The 17062-nt window shown below is 68.0% G+C and carries 3 protein-coding genes; all 3 read right to left on the bottom strand.

The features are described 5' to 3' along the window. Positions 1-99: 99 nt before the first annotated feature. Entirely contained in the window at positions 100-1458 is a 1359-nt protein-coding gene (locus ACFYOW_RS42755; RefSeq protein ID WP_387296674.1) for a wax ester/triacylglycerol synthase domain-containing protein, read from the bottom strand. Between the two features lie 259 nt (positions 1459-1717). Then, positions 1718-2647 (bottom strand): aldo/keto reductase, encoded by a 930-nt coding sequence (locus ACFYOW_RS42750; protein ID WP_387296672.1) that lies wholly within the window; start codon positions 2645-2647, stop codon positions 1718-1720. A gap of 10 nt (positions 2648-2657) precedes the next feature. Continuing rightward, positions 2658-16685, bottom strand: a complete 14028-nt coding sequence (locus ACFYOW_RS42745) for an amino acid adenylation domain-containing protein (RefSeq protein WP_387296670.1) — start codon at positions 16683-16685, stop codon at positions 2658-2660. Positions 16686-17062 lie beyond the last annotated feature (377 nt).

Raw genomic sequence — 17062 nt, 5'->3', positions numbered from 1 at the left:
CTCGTCGAGCGTAGTGATATGGCGGTCGAATTCGCCGTGGGCGACCACCATTCGACTACGTTCGACGGAACCCCGGGCAGAAGCTATCTGGACACGGCACTAGTTACCGAGGGCGGCCGCGACTTCGTGGCACGACTCCCGGAGGAGGTCGCAGTAGTCGTCGAGATCCGGGACGATCTCGGGATCACACGCCACCGATACGGTGAAGGCGTCGCCCGCGCCGACGAACGAATGCGCCAAACCGATTTCCGGATACACCGGCGGCAGCATGCCCGCACAGCGAAACGGCTTGCCCGCTAGCGACCATTCGACGGTCGGCTCACAGCGAATGCTGGTGAGGATGGTGTGTGCATAGGCCGGGGCGTCCGGGTCGGCGGGCGCGAGCGTACCGAATCGCGTTCGGTAGGTGCGACTGGGCAACAGGTCGATGAGTCCGAGTCGGTTGAGTTCCCGGCGACCCGACGGCGAATCTCGGCGCACGCGAAGTGTGGCGTCGACCGCCCGTGCACGAGCGGCGAGGTCGGGTTCCGCAGCGGCCAGCTCGACCGCGGCGGCCCCGACATAATTGACACCCATCACCGGCGCGTCGGGCACCGCGACGGTCACCAGTACCGCGAGATCGTCAGGGCACGACCCATCCCGCTTTTCGAGATAGCGCTGCATGGCGCGGGATATCGCCGTCAGCCCGACGGCCGTCACCGTGATCCCCGGCGCGCGCACGACGCTCAGTTCCAACGGAATCGTCCGCATGGCGCGTCCCGGCCCGATCCGGCGATTGAGCCGGGTGGCGGTGACCGGTGGCGTGTTCGGCCCGCTGTCGTCGTTTTCGCGGGCGATCCGGCGCATCTCACGCCGGACGCGCACATTGAAACGCAAGGCCTGCGACGGCCAGCGCAGCGCGCCGACCACGGCGGCGAGCGCCGGGCGCGGACGCCGCGCGGCGGGGCCCTGCCCCTCGATCCGCAACGGCACCGAGGCGAACAACGCCTCCGACAGCGACGTCATCGCCGGACCCGCGATCAGCGCATGACTCACATGGATCAGCACAACGGTGCCAACACCGCTGAGCGTCGCGATACCCGTGACATTCGGAAATACGTGCAGCTGCCAGGCACTGACCCGCGCGTCCAGCGGTTGCTCGAGAATGCGCCCCATCTCGTCCTGACACTGCGCCCAATCCAGTTGCGCCGCGGCATGAGTGACAATGTGGGCATCGATCGGGCTGTCGTCGGCCACCCAGAGCGGATGCCCGAGCCCGCCGGGCACCTCCTGGACCCGACGGCGCAGCGGTTCGAGCAGTTCGGCCCGCGCACCGAAGTGGTCGGCGATATCGGCAGCGGTCAGCGGTGCATCGCTGTCGTCGAATACCCACCACATCGGCCAGTCAGTGCCCCGCCCCGAGCGGGCCAAGTAGTAATAGGCGGCATCATTGGCCACCATCTGTGCTTCGTACATCATGCTGCTCTCGTCGATCCGATTGCTGCACTATGCCATCCGTCATGGGCCAGCATGTCTGCCGGAATCCACGTCGGGTGCGGGCGACCGATCCGACTGCCCCGGCCGAACCTTGGCGCCCAGCGCTTCCTCTGGTGTTGTGTCCAGATAGCTTCAGCCGTATCGCTGGGCCCGGGGTTCCGTCGAACGCAGTCGAATGCTGGTCGCCTAGGCCGAGTTCGACCGCCATGTCACTACGCTCGGCGAGCTGCCGGAGGCGGCACTAGCTGCGCGACACTTTCGGCAGCAGGGAACGCCAACCGCGGGCACCCCCCGCTGCGGGGGTGCTCACCGCGGACAGCGCGGCGAATTCGTCATCGGTGAGCGTGATGGTGGCGGCGGCGGTGTTCTCCTCGAGATGCGCCACGCTGGAGGTGCCGGGAATGGGCAGGATGACCGGCGAGCGGCGCAGCAGCCAGGCGAGCGCGAGTTGGGACGGGCTGGCATCCTCGCGCACGAGGCTGTCCAGCGGACCACCCGGACGCGCGAGATCGCCGGTGGCCATGGGGAACCACGGGATGAAGGCGATGTTGTTCGCCTCGGCGTATTCGAGTACGTCCTCCGCGCTGCGGTTGGCGAGGTTGTACTGGTTCTGTACCGAGACGATCTCGGCGATCTTGCGGGCCTTGTCGAGCTGAGCGACGGTCACCTCGGACAGGCCGATATGGCGGATCTTGCCCTCTTGCTGCAGCGACGCCAGCTCGCCGAGCTGGTCGGCGAGCGGCACCTGCGGGTCGATCCGGTGCAGCTGGAACAGATCGATGCGGTCGACGCCGAGATGACGCAGGCTCAATTCCAGCTGCTGGCGCAGATATTCGGGACGGCCGATCGGCACCCACTCACCGGGACGGGGCCGGGCCAGCCCGGCTTTGGTCGCGATGACCAGGTCGTCCGGATACGGGTGCAGAGCCTGGCGGATGAGAGATTCGCTGACGAACGGTCCGTAGGAATCCGCGGTGTCGATGAGGGTGATACCGAGCTCGACGGCACGACGCAGTACTCGCACGGCCTCATCCGGATCCTTCGGGTCGCCCCACACACCGTCACCGGTCAGCTGCATCGCGCCATAGCCCAGGCGCGTGACCGGTAGGTCACCACCGAGGGCGAAGGTGCCCGAGGCGGCGGCGGGACGGGACTGGGCTTCGGCGGTCATGCTTTCCTCTCTACAGCTGAACGTCGCTCGGGGCGGGGAAGAAACCCGCATCGATGAAGGACCTGACATAGGCGTCCAGGGCCGCGGCATCGATGGGCGGGCAGTGGATACCGTACTGCGCCAACTCGATTCGGGTGTCGGTGTCGTCGACAGCGGCCGCGGCCCCGCCGTAGTTGCCGCTGACCAAGGCGGCGCGCACCAGTGAATCATCGCCGGTCGCATCGCGCGCCGCCGCTTCCTCGGCCAGTTTGGTCGCGATCTCCTCGATCGATGCGATCTCGATCGGAATCCCGTGCCTGCGCAGGGCTTCGAAGATATCGCCGATCGCCACCGGACGGGCGTTCACCAGATGGTAGGCCGCCCCGACCGGAGACTGATCCGCCAGCGCGACGATGGCGCTCACCACATAGTTCACCGGCACCAGCGACATGGTGGCATCGCCGATCTCCGGGGCGAGTCCGAGAATGGCGGCCGCCCGGATCATATTCCAGAACGAGTCGTCGACGCTGTTCACTCCGAGCCGCGGATCACCGGACACGGTGCCCGGACGGTAGATGGTCACCGGCACACCACGTGCACCGGCCTGGCGGATCAGTTGTTCGGCGACCCATTTACTTGCCACATAACCGTTTCCGGAAACCTCGTCGACGTGCAGTTGCACATCCTCACGGGCGATGAAATCCGGTGCGGGCGCATTCGGAATCACGGCATTGACCGTGGAGACGAAGTGCACCGGTTTGACCCGACCCGTGGTCGCCAGCCGCAGCACCTCACGAGTGCCCGACACATTGGCGGCGCGCAACCGCGCATACGGCTCGATGTGATTGACGCGAGCTCCGTTGTGGTAGATCGCGTCGATCTGCTCGGCGAGCCGGGCCCAGTCGGACTGATCGAGCCCGAGTCCGGGTGCGGCCAGATCACCTGCGACAGCGACGATTCGACCCTGATAGGCATCGTCCCAGATCCGGTACAGCTGCATGGCGTCGCGAATCCGCTTGTAGGCCCGCTCGCTATCGTCGCCGCGCACCAGGCACCAGACCGTCGCCCCGGTGCTTGACAGCAGTTCCCGCAGCAGGTGCACACCGACGAATCCGGTTGCGCCGGTGAGCAGTACGTCGCGCGGCGCTTCGGCGCGAACGGGTGCGCGACCCGCACCATCGATCTCCGGTTCGAGCACCGCGTCGGTGGTGATCGTCGCGGTGTCGGTGCCCGGGACCACGGCCGCCGGCTCGTCCGGATTGTCGAGACGGGTGGCCAGACCGCGCACGGTGGGCGCGATGAACAGCGCCGCCATCGGCACATCGATACCGAGCCGGGTGGCCAATGCCCGCTGCAGCGTGAAGGCGAGCAGCGAGGTGCCGCCGAGATCGAAGAAATCGTCCTCGGCTCCGGCCCGGGCGATGCCGAGCACCTCGGCGAATACCTCGGCGACGGCGCGCTCGGTATCGGTCGCCGGTGCGACGAACTCGCGGGCGCGCAGGACCGGCCGCGGCAGCGCGGCCCGATCCAGTTTGCCGCTGCTGTTCACCGGGAAGGATTCCAGGACCATGATGGCCGAGGGCACCATGTAGCCCGGAAGCATGTGTGACAGCGATTCGCGCAGGGTATCTGCCTCGAGCTCGGTTGCGGGCACCACATAGGCGACCAACTGATCGCCGGTCTCCGACTTCGCCACCACAACGACAGCCTGGGCGACCGACGGATCGGCCAGGAGCGCGGCCTCGATCTCGCCCAGCTCGACCCGGTGACCACGGATCTTCGCCTGGAAGTCCGTGCGCCCCAGATATTCCAGTACCCCGTCGGCGCGGCGACGCACCAGATCACCGGTCCGGTACATCCGGGAACCCGCCGGGCCGTGCGGGTCGGCGACGAACCGATCCGAGGTCAGATCGGCACGACCGAGGTACCCGCGCGCCAATTGGCTTCCTGCCAAATACAGTTCACCGACGACGCCGGCGGGTACCAGATGCAGCCGGGAATCCAGCACATAGGTGCGGGTATTCCACAGCGCCACACCGATCGGCACCGTCAGCCGGTCGTCGATAGAGGCGGGCCGGTACGTCACCGAGACCGCTGCCTCGGTGGGGCCGTACAGGTTGTGCAGTCCGGCATCCGACAGCGCGGCGAAATCGGCGACGGTGTTGGGCGGCAAGGCCTCGCCGATAACGAAAACCGCACGCAGTGACGCCAATTGGTCCACCCGGGCAGCGGCCAGGAAGACCTGCAGTACCGAAGGAACGAAATCGGTGACCGTGACCTGGTGGGTCTCGATCAGCTCGGCGATATAGCCGGGATCGCGCTGTCCATGCGGTGCCGCGAGCACCAGCTGCGCGCCCACCCACAGCGGGGCGAAATAACCCCACAGCGATACGTCGAAGGTCGTCGCCGTCTTCTGCAGGTAGACATCCTCGGCGCCGAACCCGTACTCCGCCACCATCCATTCGGTCTGGTTGGTGATCGCGCCGTGCGAGACCATGACGCCCTTGGGCCGACCGGTCGAGCCGGAGGTGAACAGCACATACGCCGGATGATCGGCGTGCAGCGGCGCACGCAGCTCGCCGAACTCGACCGGCTCACCGGAGTATTCCGACAGCTCGAGGGAGTCGATATCGACGACGGGAACTCCCGTGACGGGTACCGAATTGCCGTCGGTGGTCAGCACGCAGACCGGCTCGGCCGTCGCCACCATGTACCCGATCCGGTCGGCCGGATGGTCGAGGTCCAGCGGCAGATACGCGCCGCCCGCGGTCAGCACCGCATACATCGCGGCGACCAGCTGCGGCGAACGCGGTATCGCCAGCGCCACAACGGATTCGGGACCCACGCCCTGCGCGATCAGGTACCTGGCGAGGCGGTTGACACGCTCGTCGAATTCCCGATAGGTCCAGGCGGTCTGGTCGTGAACAACGGCCACCGCATCCGGTGTCGTCGCCACGGCACGGCGGTAGCCGGTCAGCAGGAAATCCGCCGAAACCGGGTGCGCGGTATCGGCCGCATCCGAGAGCAGCGCGGCGCGTTCGGTCGCATCGGTCAGCTCGATCTCGCCCAGCACCACACCGGGATCGGCGGCGATGGCGGTGAGCAGGCGCGCGAACCGGTCCACGAAACCCTGCACGGTGGCGGGATCGAACATATCGGCGGCGTAGGTGACCATGCCGCCGATACCCAGCGGCGTGCCCGCCTCGTCGTAGGCGTCGCCGATATACCAGTGCAGATCGAACTGCGATACCTCGACACCGATATCCAGGCTCGCGACGGTCAGCCCCGGCAGTTCCAGTGCGACGCGGTCCAGGTTCTGGAACGACAGCCCCACCTGGTACAGCGGATGCCGCGATGGCGAGCGCACCGGGTTCAGCACATTGACCAGCCGCTCGAACGGCACGTCCGAGTTCGCGAAGGCCTGCAGATCGGTCTCCCGCTGGCGCGCCAGCAGTTCGGTGAAACGCGCGCCGCCGTCGTATCGGGTTCGGAATACCAGGGTATTGATGAACATGCCGATGACGTCGTCGAGCACGGCGTCGCCGCGTCCGGCGGTCGGCGTACCGATGGCGATGTCGTTGGTCCCGGACAACCGCGCCAGCAGCACGGCGAGTGCGGTGTGCACGACCATGAACACGGTCGCTCCCTGGGCCCGCGCCAATTCGGCCAGCGCGCTGTGGGTTTCGGCGTCGATCCGCACCGACACCTGGCCACCGGCGAAGGACCGCACCAGCGGCCGCGGCCGATCCGAGGGCAGGTCGAGCTGCTCCGGCAAGCCGGCCAATTCCTGCTGCCAGTACCCGATCTGCTTGGCCGCCAACGATTCCGGATCGTCCTCGGCACCGAGCAGTTCGCGCTGCCAGATGGCGTAGTCGGCGTACTGCACCGGCAGCGGGGCCCAATTCGGCGCCTGTCCGGCGCTGCGCGCCACATACGCGGTCATCAGATCGCGGGCCAGCGGTCCGATCGACGAACCGTCGCCCGCGATGTGGTGCACGACCATTGCCAGCACGTACTCGCGTCCATCCGCACCGTCGCCGAGGTCGAACAGGCTGACCCGGACCGGCACCTCGACGGTGAGATCGAAGGCAGTCCGCACCATGGCAGCCACCGCGTCCACGATTTCGGCCGGGTCGATGGCCTGGACCAGCATCGGCGGAATCGCCTGCGCCGCAGGCAGGATCACCTGCACCGGGCCCGCATCGATGGGCGGGTAGACCGTGCGCAGGATCTCGTGACGGGTCACCAAATCCCCGATCGCCGCCCGCAGCGCCTGCGTATCGACGGCACCGGTCAAGCGCACCGCCATCGGCACGTTGTAGGCCAGCGAGTTCGTATCCAAGCGGTTGAGGAACCACATGCCCTGCTGCGCCGCCGACAACGGGATCTGCTCCGGCCGCGGACCGGCGATCAGCTCCGGACGGTCGCTTCCGGCCTCGTTCTCGCTCAGCCTGGCCGCGAGCGCGGACACCGACGATGCCTCGAACAGCAGGCGCACCGGCACCCGGGTATCGGATGCGGCGCCCAGCCGCGCCGCCAGCCGAGTGGCGATCAGCGAGTTGCCGCCCAATTCGAAGAAATCGTCGTCGGCGCCGACCGGCGTCGCGGGCGCGAGCAATTCGGTGAATACGCTCGCGACCAGCTCTTCCCATCGCCCGGACGGCGCACGGTATGCCCTGGTATGCAGCACCGGCGCGGGCAGGGCGGCTCGGTCGAGCTTGCCGACCGGGGTCAGCGGAATCTCGTCGAGCACCATGACGGTGGTCGGCACCATATGCGCGGGCAGGCTGTTCGCCGCGAATGCGGTGAGTTCGTCGGCATCGGCCACCGCACCGGCGGCGGCATGCACATAGGAGACGAGAATGGTTGCACCGCTGGCGATTTCATGTCCGATGGTGACCGCGAAGTCGACGGTTTCATGCGCCGCGAGGACGGCGTCGATCTCGCCGAGTTCGATGCGGAAGCCGCGGACCTTGACCTGGAAGTCGTTGCGGCCCAGATATTCCAGCGCACCGTCGACCGTCCGGCGGACTAGATCGCCGGTCCGGTACAGCCTGGCGCCGTCACGATCGAACGGATTCGCCACGAACCGGGCGGCGGTCAGCGCGGGGCGCTCATGGTAGCCGCGGGCCACCTGTGCGCCGGTGATGTAGAGCTCGCCGACGGCGCGGTCCGGCACCGGCGAGAGCCGATCGTCCAATACGTACTCGGTGATGGCGCGGATCGGCCCGCCGATGGTGACGGTCTCCCCCGGCACCAGCGGCGCGCTGATATTGGTCATGATCGTGGTCTCGGTCGGCCCGTACCCGTTGTAGAACTCGCGCGTGCGCCGTCCGGCGATCGGAATCGTCCAGCGCCGCACCAGCTCAGGCGGGCAGGCCTCGCCACCGGCGATGACGACACGGAGCTTGTCCAGGCCCGCCGGGTCGACGGAAGCCAGCGCCGCGGGCGTGATGAACGCATGCGTCACCCGCTCCCGGCGCAGCAGCGCGGCCAGCTCCTCGCCGCCGTAGACCGACGGTGCGGCCACCACCATGGTCGCGGCGCCACCGATGGCCAGCAGCAATTCCAGCACCGAGGCGTCGAACGACGGCGATGCGAAATGCAGTGTGCGCGAACTGCTCGTCACCCGGTAGCGCTCGCGCTGTTCCTCGCAGAAACTCGACAAACCGGCCTGCGTGACGACCACGCCCTTGGGCTTACCGGTCGATCCGGAGGTGTAGATGACATAGGCCGGATGGGTCGCGCGCAACGGACGCAACCGATCCGCGTCCGTCACCGGATCGGCGCTGTAGTCGCCGAGCCGCCGATCGATGTCGTCGGCGTCGATGGTCAGCCACTGCACCTCGTCGGGCAGGTCGGCGCCGATCTCGGTGACCGTAAGCCCCAGTACCGCATGCGAATCGGCGATCATGTGCCGGACCCGCTCGGCGGGATAGTTGGGATCCACCGGGACGAATCCGGCGCCGGTCTTGGCGATCGCCCACACCGCGAGCACGGACTCCGCCGAGCGCGGAATGCCGATCGCGACCAGATCCTCCGGGCCGATGCCACGGTCGATCAGCAGTCGAGCCAGCCTGCTCGAGCGCTCGTCGAGGTCGACGTACTCCCATTCGGCCAGCTGCTCGGTGGCATCGGCGAAGATCACCGCGACACCGTCCGGATTGGTGTCGACGGCATCGGCCAACAGCTGCGGCAGCAGCGTGACCTCTTCGGCCGGGACCGGCTCGGCGGTCCGGGCGGGCGCGGCCAGCGCCCGGTCCCGTTCGGCCTCGTCGAGGAGGTCGATGGCACCGACGATCACCTGCGCGTCGGCGGCGACCGCGGCGAGGATCCGCTCGAATCGGCGGCCGAGGCCCACGATGGTGGCTTCCTCGAAAAGGTCTGTCGCATAGGCGAAGCCGATGACCAGCTCGTCCGGCGTGCCATCGTCGTGCTGGCGCGCCTCGACGATCACCTGCAGGTCGAATTTCGCGACGATCTCACCGGTATCGACGGCCGAAACCGTCAGACCGGGCAGCTCCAGTGTCGGCTGCTCGATGTTCTGGAACGACAGCATCACCTGGAACAGCGGATTAGCCGAGACGGCCCGGGCGGGCAGCACCTCCTCGACCACCCGCTCGAACGGGATCTCCGCGTTGGCGAAGGCGGACAGGTCGGTTTCGCGGACCTGCTGGACGAATGCCGCGAACGGGGCGTCGCGATCGACATCGGTGCGCAGGGTCAGCGTATTGACGAACATGCCGACCAGATCGTCCAGTTCGGCCGAACCGCGACCCGCGATCGGCGTGCCGATCGCGATGTCCGAGCCACCGGACAGCCGCGCGAGCAGCGCGGCCAGCGCGGCGTGCACGACCATGAACAGCGACGAATTGTGCTGACGCGCAAGGTCGGCCAGCCCGGCATGCACCTGTGCTGGCACGGCGATTTCGGTCGCCGCACCGCGCATCGATGCCTGCGCCGGACGCGGGCGGTCCAGCGGCAGCCGCGCGGTTTCGCTCACACCGGCCAGCTGTCGCCGCCAGTAAGCCAATTGTTGTGCGGCAATGGAGTTCTCGTCGTCTTCGGTGCCGATGACTTCGCGCTGCCAGAGCGCGAAATCGGCGTACTGCACCGGCAGCGGAGCCCAACCCGGGGCGATCCCCGCGGTGCGCGCGAGGTAGGCGGTCGCCAGATCCCGCGCCAGCGGTGCCAGCGAGACGCCGTCCGCCGAAATGTGATGCGTGACGAGGACGAGCAGGTGCTCGTCGCGCGCCGGGTCGGAGAACAACCGGACGCGCACGGGCGGATGTTCGGTGACATCGAATCCGGCGGACAACAGTGCCGCGACCCGGTCCGGATCGGCGGTCGTCTCGACCTCCAGTCCGTTCGGCAGCGTTTCGGCCACGGACAGGATCTCCTGGCGCGGCGTCGCGTCCGGGCCGTCGACCGGGAACCGTGTGCGCAGCGCCTCGTGCCGCTCCAGGACATCCGCGACGGCCGCGCGCAATGCGGGCACGTCCAGGGTGCCCGTGAGCCGGATGGCAAACGGCAGGTTGTAGGACGGGGATTCGGTGTCGACCTGGTTGAGCACCCACATCCGATGCTGTGCCAGCGACAGCGGGATGCGTGCCGGTCGCACGGACCGCGTCAACGGCGGCCGATCAGCGTTGTCGGAATCCGGCACGATCCGCGCCGCCAGGTCGGCGACCACCGGTGCGTCGAACAGCGTTCGCACCGGCACCCGCGCGCCCAACGCCGCACTCAGCCGGGCTACGACCTGGGTGGCGACCAGTGAGTTGCCGCCCAGGGTGAAGAAGTCGTCGTCGGCACCCACCCGATCCACACCGAGCACCTCGGCGAACACACCGGCCACGATCTCCTCGAGCGGAGTGGACGGAGCGCGGAATTCCCGGCCGGCCAGGGTCGGCCGCGGCAGCGCCTTGCGGTCCAGCTTGCCCGCGGTACTGAGCGGGAACTCGGCAAGCTCCATGATCGTGGCCGGAACCATGTACTGGGGCAGGGTGCCCGCCAGCGCGGCACGCAGCGGCTCCACCTCGAGGTGCGCGCCGGGCACCGGGACCGCGTAGGCAACCAGCTGGTCGCCGAGTTCGGTCGGCACCACCAGGACGGCCGCCTGGTTCACCGACGGCTGCGCCAGCAGCGCCGCCTCGATATCGCCGAGTTCGATGCGCTGTCCGCGCAGTTTCACCTGGAAGTCGGTGCGGCCCAGGTATTTCAGAACACTCGGCGCACTCCAAGCCACCAGGTCGCCGGTCCGGTACATCCGCTCGCCGGTTCCGAACGGGTTGGCCACGAACCGTTCCCCGGTCAGATCCGCGCGTCCCAGATAGCTGCGGGCCAGCTGATCACCGGCGATGTAGAGCTCACCGGTGACACCGGCGGGCACCGGCCGCAGGCGGGAATCCAGTACGTACAGTCGGCTGTTCCAGACCGGCGATCCGATCGGCAGGCCGCCCTGATCGTCGACGGTTGCGAGCCAGGTGGTGACGGCGACCGCGGTCTCGGTCGGACCGTACACGTTGAGCACCGACGCGTCGCAGACCGCGCGCACCGCGGCCACGGTCTCCGCGGGCAGCAGCTCGCCGCCGACGATGATGTGCCGCAGCGTCGGAAGCGTCCCGACGGGCGTGTGCGCGGCGAACACCGCGAGCATCGACGGCACGAAGTCGGTGACGGTAACCTGCTGCGCCGCAATGGTTTCGGCGATGTAGGTGGCGTCGCGATGACCGTCGGGCGTGGCCATCAGCAGCTTGGCGCCGAGCCGCAGCGGAATGAAGTAGCCCCACATCGATGCGTCGAAGGTGAAGGCGGCCTTCTGCAGGTACACATCGTCGGCATGCAGCGGATAGCGGGACTGCATCCAGGCCAGATGGTTGCCGATCGCCCGGTGCGAGACCGCGACGCCCTTGGGCCGTCCGGTGGAGCCGGAGGTGAACAGCACATACGCCAGGCTCTCCGGGCGCACCGGCCGCAGCAGCTCCCCGGCCGCCAGCGGGGTACCGGAGAATCCGTCCAGATCGGCGGTGTCGATGTGCAGCAACGGAATCCCGTCCGGCACCGGCACGGCGTCCGCGGTCGTGGTGAGCACGCACACCGGCCGCGCCGCGGTGAGCACGTGCTCGACGCGGTCGGCTGGATGATCCGGGTCCACGGGCACGTACGCACCGCCCGCGGTGAGGACCGCGTACATGCCGACGACCAGATCCAGCGAGCGCCGGACCGCGAGGCCGACCAGCGATTCCGCGCCGACGCCCTGCGAGATCAGCAGGCGGGCAAGGCGATTCACCCGCTCGTCGAGTTCTCCGTAGGTAAGCTCGGCGCCCTCGTAGGCCACCGCGACCCGATCCGGATGCGCCGATACCGCGCGCCGGTAGCCGTCCAGCAGCAGCTCGGGTTCGACCGTATGACCGGTATCGTTCCACTCCAGCAGGATTCGATCCCGCTCGGCGTCGCTCAGCATGATGTCGATATCGCCGACCAGGGCCGCGGGTTCGCCGACCAGTGCGTCGAGCACCCGGATCAGCCGCGCGGCAAGGGTTCCCACCTCATCGGCGGTGAACCCGCCGCCGGCATACCGCCACGTCAGCTCGATCGTCGACGCCGCGATCGCCACCAGCGTCAGCGGGTAGTGCGCGCCGTCCTCCATACCGACGGCCCGCACCGACATGCCGTCGATGGAATCGGCGGCGGCGATCGCCTCGCGGTCGATCGGGTAGGACTCGAAGACCAGCAGGGTGTCGAATTGCGCTCCGGCACCGGCGATCCGCTGGATGTCGGTGAGACCCACATAGTGGTGGTCGAGCAGACCGGCCTGCTCGCGCTGCAGCGACTGCAGGAACTCGCCGACCGCGAGGCTGCCGTCGACCCGCACGCGCACCGGCAGCGTGTTGATGAACAAACCGACCATCGACTCGACGCCGGACAACTCGGCCGGACGGCCGGACACCGTGGTGCCGAACACCACGTCGTCGCGACCGGTGAACCGCCCGAGCAGGATGCCCAATGCCGCCTGCAGCACGGTGTTCACGGTGACGCCGAGTTCGGCGGCCAGCTCGGTGATCCGGCGGGTGCGCTCGGTGTCGATCTCGGTGACCACCTTGCCGCTGCCGTGGCCTGCGACCGTCCGCGATTGCGGGGCGAGCAGCGTCGGCTCCGCCACACCGGACAGCGCCTGTTCCCAAGCCCGCAGCGACGCCTCCCGATCCCGGCCGGCCAGCCAGCTCAGGAAGGTGCGATAGGAGGGCACCCGCGGCAGCGCGGACCGATCACCCCGAGTCGCATAGAGCACCAGCACATCTCGCATCAGCAACGGCATCGACCAGCCGTCGAGCAGGATGTGGTGGGTGGTGATAACCAGATGCCACTGATCCGTGCGATACAGGGTGAACCGCATCAGCGGCGCGGCCGACATATCGAAGCCGGTCTCCCGCTCCGCGGCCACCTGTCGCCGCAGTTCGGCCAACCGCTCCGATTCGGGCAGATGCGTCAGATCCACTGTCCGCCAAGGCACTTCGACCCGATCCAGGACCACCTGCACGGCGCGGCCGTCGGCGCCGGCGACGAATGCGGTACGCAGATTCGGATAGCGGTCCAGGATGGCCTGGGCCGCCGCCCGCAGTCGCTCGGCGTCCACGTCGCCGCCCAGGTCGACCGTCGCCTGCGAGGTGTAGACGTCGATACTCGACTCGGCGAGCTGCGCGTGGAACAGCAGACCGGACTGCAACGGCGAGAGCGGCCACACGTCCGACAGCGCCGGGTAATTCCGTTCCCACACTTCGATATCCGACTGACCGACCGTGACCAACGGCAGATCCGACGGCGTCAGCCCACCGGCATCCGGATGCCGCGCTTGCTCGGCCAGTGCGTGCAGCGCCGCGACCCACAGGTCGGCGAACTCCTGCACCCGCTCCCGCGACAACAACCCGCGCGGGAAGGCGAGCGACGCACCCAGCTGCGATCCATCCGCACCGTCGGTGACGATCGCATTGATGTCGATCACGCCGTTCGCGGGCATATCCGGATCCATCTCGGCATCCAGCTGCCCCAGATCCGCGACCGGCACCCAACCCAACGCACCGAGCTGCGCCGGAATCTCTCCCGTCGCCATCCGGCCCAAGTAGTTGAAGCTGATCTGTGCGGCACCGCCCAGTTCGGCGGCGGTGCTCAGTTGTCCGGCGGTCTCGGGGTTCAGGTAGCGCAGCAGGCCGTAGCCGAGTCCCTTGTCGGGGACCGCGAGCAGCTGCTCCTTCACCGATTTCACGATGTCGCCCAGAGCTTTTCCGCCCGCGAACGCCTCGGCGAGGTCCGCGCCCCCGAGATCGAGCCGGACCGGGTACGCACTGGTGAACCAGCCGACCGTCCTGGACAGATCCGCGCCGGAGACGATCTCCTCTTCGCGGCCATGGCCTTCCAACTTGACCAGCGCGGTACCGCCCGTGCTTTCGCCACGCCACTTGCTCACCGCCAGCGCCAGCGCCGAGAGCAGGCCGTCGTTGACACCACCGCGATACCGGCCCGGGATCGCGGTCAGCAGTGCATCGGTCACCTCGACGGGCAGCGTCACCTCGACGCGATCGACGGTGCCGAAGGTGTCCACCGCCGGATCGAACGCACGCGCACCGAATAGCGGGTCTTCGGTGCCCGAAACCTGTTGCCAGAAGGGCAGTTCCGCAAGCCGCGCCGGATCCTGCGCCGCATCGCGCAGGGCGTGCGCCCAGCGCCGCATCGAGGTTCCGTTGGCGGGCAACGCCACCTGCTGTCCCGCCGCGAGCTGCGACCAGGCCATCGCCAGGTCCGGAATCAGAATCCGCCAGGACACCCCGTCGATCACAATGTGGTGCGCGACGACCAGCAAGACATCACGACGGCGACCGCCCTGCGGGAAAGCGAACCAGACGAACTGCACCATCACCGCGTTCGCCGGATCGAGGCGGCCAAGCGCGGCGTCGTATTCGACACTCGCCCGCCGCGACAACTCGGCATCGTCGATATCGGCGGATACCTCGACCCGATGCACCAACGCGTCGACGTCCACCGCGCCGCGTTCCAAGGCCTCGAAGGTCCGGACGGTATCCGAGGTGGCTTCCCGCAACCGAGCGCGCAGCATGTCATGGTGATCGAAGACCGCGCCGATGGTCGCGACCAGGGTCTCCCGATCAATGCCGTCGGGCAGCCGCAGCGCCATCGTCTGCGAGAACCGCCGATACGACGAGTCGCTCGGCAGCATCGCCGCCATGATCGGCAGCAACGGCAGCTCACCCACCCCGCCGCCGGGCAGCTCCGCCAGCCGCTGCTGCTCCACCGCATCGGCCGATCTGGCGATTTCGGCCAATGCCTCGACCGTGCGATGTTCGAACACCTCCGCGGCGGTGAATACGACACCGCGTGCCTTCGCCCGCGAGACCAGCTGGATCGACAGGATCGAATCGCCACCCAATGCGAAGAACGAGTCGTCCCGGCCGACGCGCTCGACACCGAGCAACCCGGCGAATACCTCGGCGATGATTTCCTCGACCGGCGTCTCGGCGGCACGGAACGCGCGCGGCGTGAAGACCGGCTCGGGCAGTGCCGCACGGTCGAGCTTGCCGACCGGGGTCAGTGGAATCTCGTCCAGCACCACGAAGGCGGCCGGAATCATGTACGCGGGCAGCGACTCTCCGAGAAATTCGGCGAGCGCGTCGGTGTCCACAACGGCCCCGGTCCTCGGCAGCACGTAGGCCACCAGCGCGGTCGCACCCGACGGCAGCGTTTTGCCGAGGGTTGCCGCGAAGTCGATGTCGGGGTGGCTGGTGAGCGCGTTGTCGATCTCGCCGAGCTCGATGCGGAAGCCGCGAATCTTCACCTGGAAGTCGGAGCGACCCAGGTACTCGATGACGCCACTCTCTTCGGTGCGCCGCACCAGATCTCCGGTCCGGTACAGTCGCGCGCCCGGGTTGCCGATATCGGCGCCGAACGGGCTGGCCACGAACCGTTCCGAGGTCAGCCCCGGCCGCCCGAGATACCCCTGTGCCAGCGCGGGACCCGACAGGTACAGTTCGCCGATCACCCCGGCGGGCACGGGGCGCAACCGCGCGTCCAGGACGAACGCACCGACACCGGCAATGGCCGTGCCGATCGTGATGGGCTCGCCCGGCACCAGCGGCGGGGTGCCGGTGGCGAGAATCGTCGCCTCGGTGGGGCCGTAGCCGTTGTGGAACGCGCGCTCGCCGGCCCAGCGGCCGACCAGCTCGGTGCCGAACTTGTCACCGGCCACCACGACGACCCGCAGCTCGTCCAGACCGTCGGGATCCACCGATTCCAGGGCGGCCGGGGTGATGAGCATGTGGCTGACACGCTCGCGCCGGAGCAGATCCGCGAGTTCGGCCCCGCCGAACACCGAAGGCGGCGCGATCACCAAGGTCGCGCCGGTAGAAAATGCCAGCAGGAGCTCGAGCACCGAAACGTCGAAGTTGGGCGAGCAGACATGCAGAACCCGTGACTCCCCGGTCACCGCGTACTGCTCGCGCTGCGCGGCGACCAGTCCGGCCAGGCCGCTGTGCGAGACCACGACGCCCTTGGGCCGTCCGGTCGATCCGGAGGTGTAGATGACGTAGGCGGGGTGCCGCTCGTCCAGCCGACGGACCCGGTCGGCGTAGGAGATCGGATGGGCCGGGCGTTCGGCGATGCGTCCGGCGTGCGCCGGGTCGTCGAGTTCGATCCAGTCGACACTCGTGCCGAGCACCGAGCGGTGGGCCGTGGTGGTCAATCCGAGGACGGCACCGGAATCGGCGAGGATGTGCGCGATCCTGTCGGACGGATATCCGGGATCCACGGGCACGTATGCGGCGCCGGTCTTCGCGATCGCCCACACGGCGAGCACGGACTCGATGCTGCGCGCAATACCGATCGCCACCACATCGCCCGCGCCCACGCCGTGTTCGATGAGTTCGCGCGCCAACCGCGACGACGACTCGTCGAGTTCGCGGTAGGTCAGCTGTCTGTCGTCGGACGGATCGCCCGAAGGGTTGAACCGGATGGCGACGGCATCGGCGGCGGACTCCACAGCGGCCGCGAGCAAATTTCCGAAGAGTAGACCGACTCGGCGACGACTACCACGTGCGGAACGACGATCCCTTGCCATTTCCGGTACTACACCTCTCACCTATTGCGCGCCTAAAGACCGCACCCGCATAATGGAACGCACGTACTTCACTACCGGACCGCCATACCGCCGCGAGCCAAGCGTTCGAGTTTACAAGAGCGAACTCGTCACATATCCCCAAGAGCGAGAATCTGTTACGACATCGCTCGAAGAAACGCGATCGGCCTCACAACGCGGCCCGTAACAGCCTAGGTGAAGGTCGGTCACGACGTTTCCAACCTCGGCCACAACCCCCGCGTTAGTACGGTATCGCTATCACCGCAATGGCTCGCAACCACCTGCGACCGCACTGG

The sequence above is a fragment of the Nocardia sp. NPDC006982 genome, assembly GCF_042869435.1.
GTDB lineage: Bacteria > Actinomycetota > Actinomycetes > Mycobacteriales > Mycobacteriaceae > Nocardia.
This window is presented reverse-complemented; position numbering and strand designations above follow the sequence as displayed.

Coding starts and splice junctions, on each gene's coding strand:
- ACFYOW_RS42755 (WP_387296674.1), bottom strand. CDS start 1,458: ATGATGTACGAAGCACAGATGGTGGCCAATGATGCCGCCTATTACTAC.
- ACFYOW_RS42750 (WP_387296672.1), bottom strand. CDS start 2,647: ATGACCGCCGAAGCCCAGTCCCGTCCCGCCGCCGCCTCGGGCACCTTC.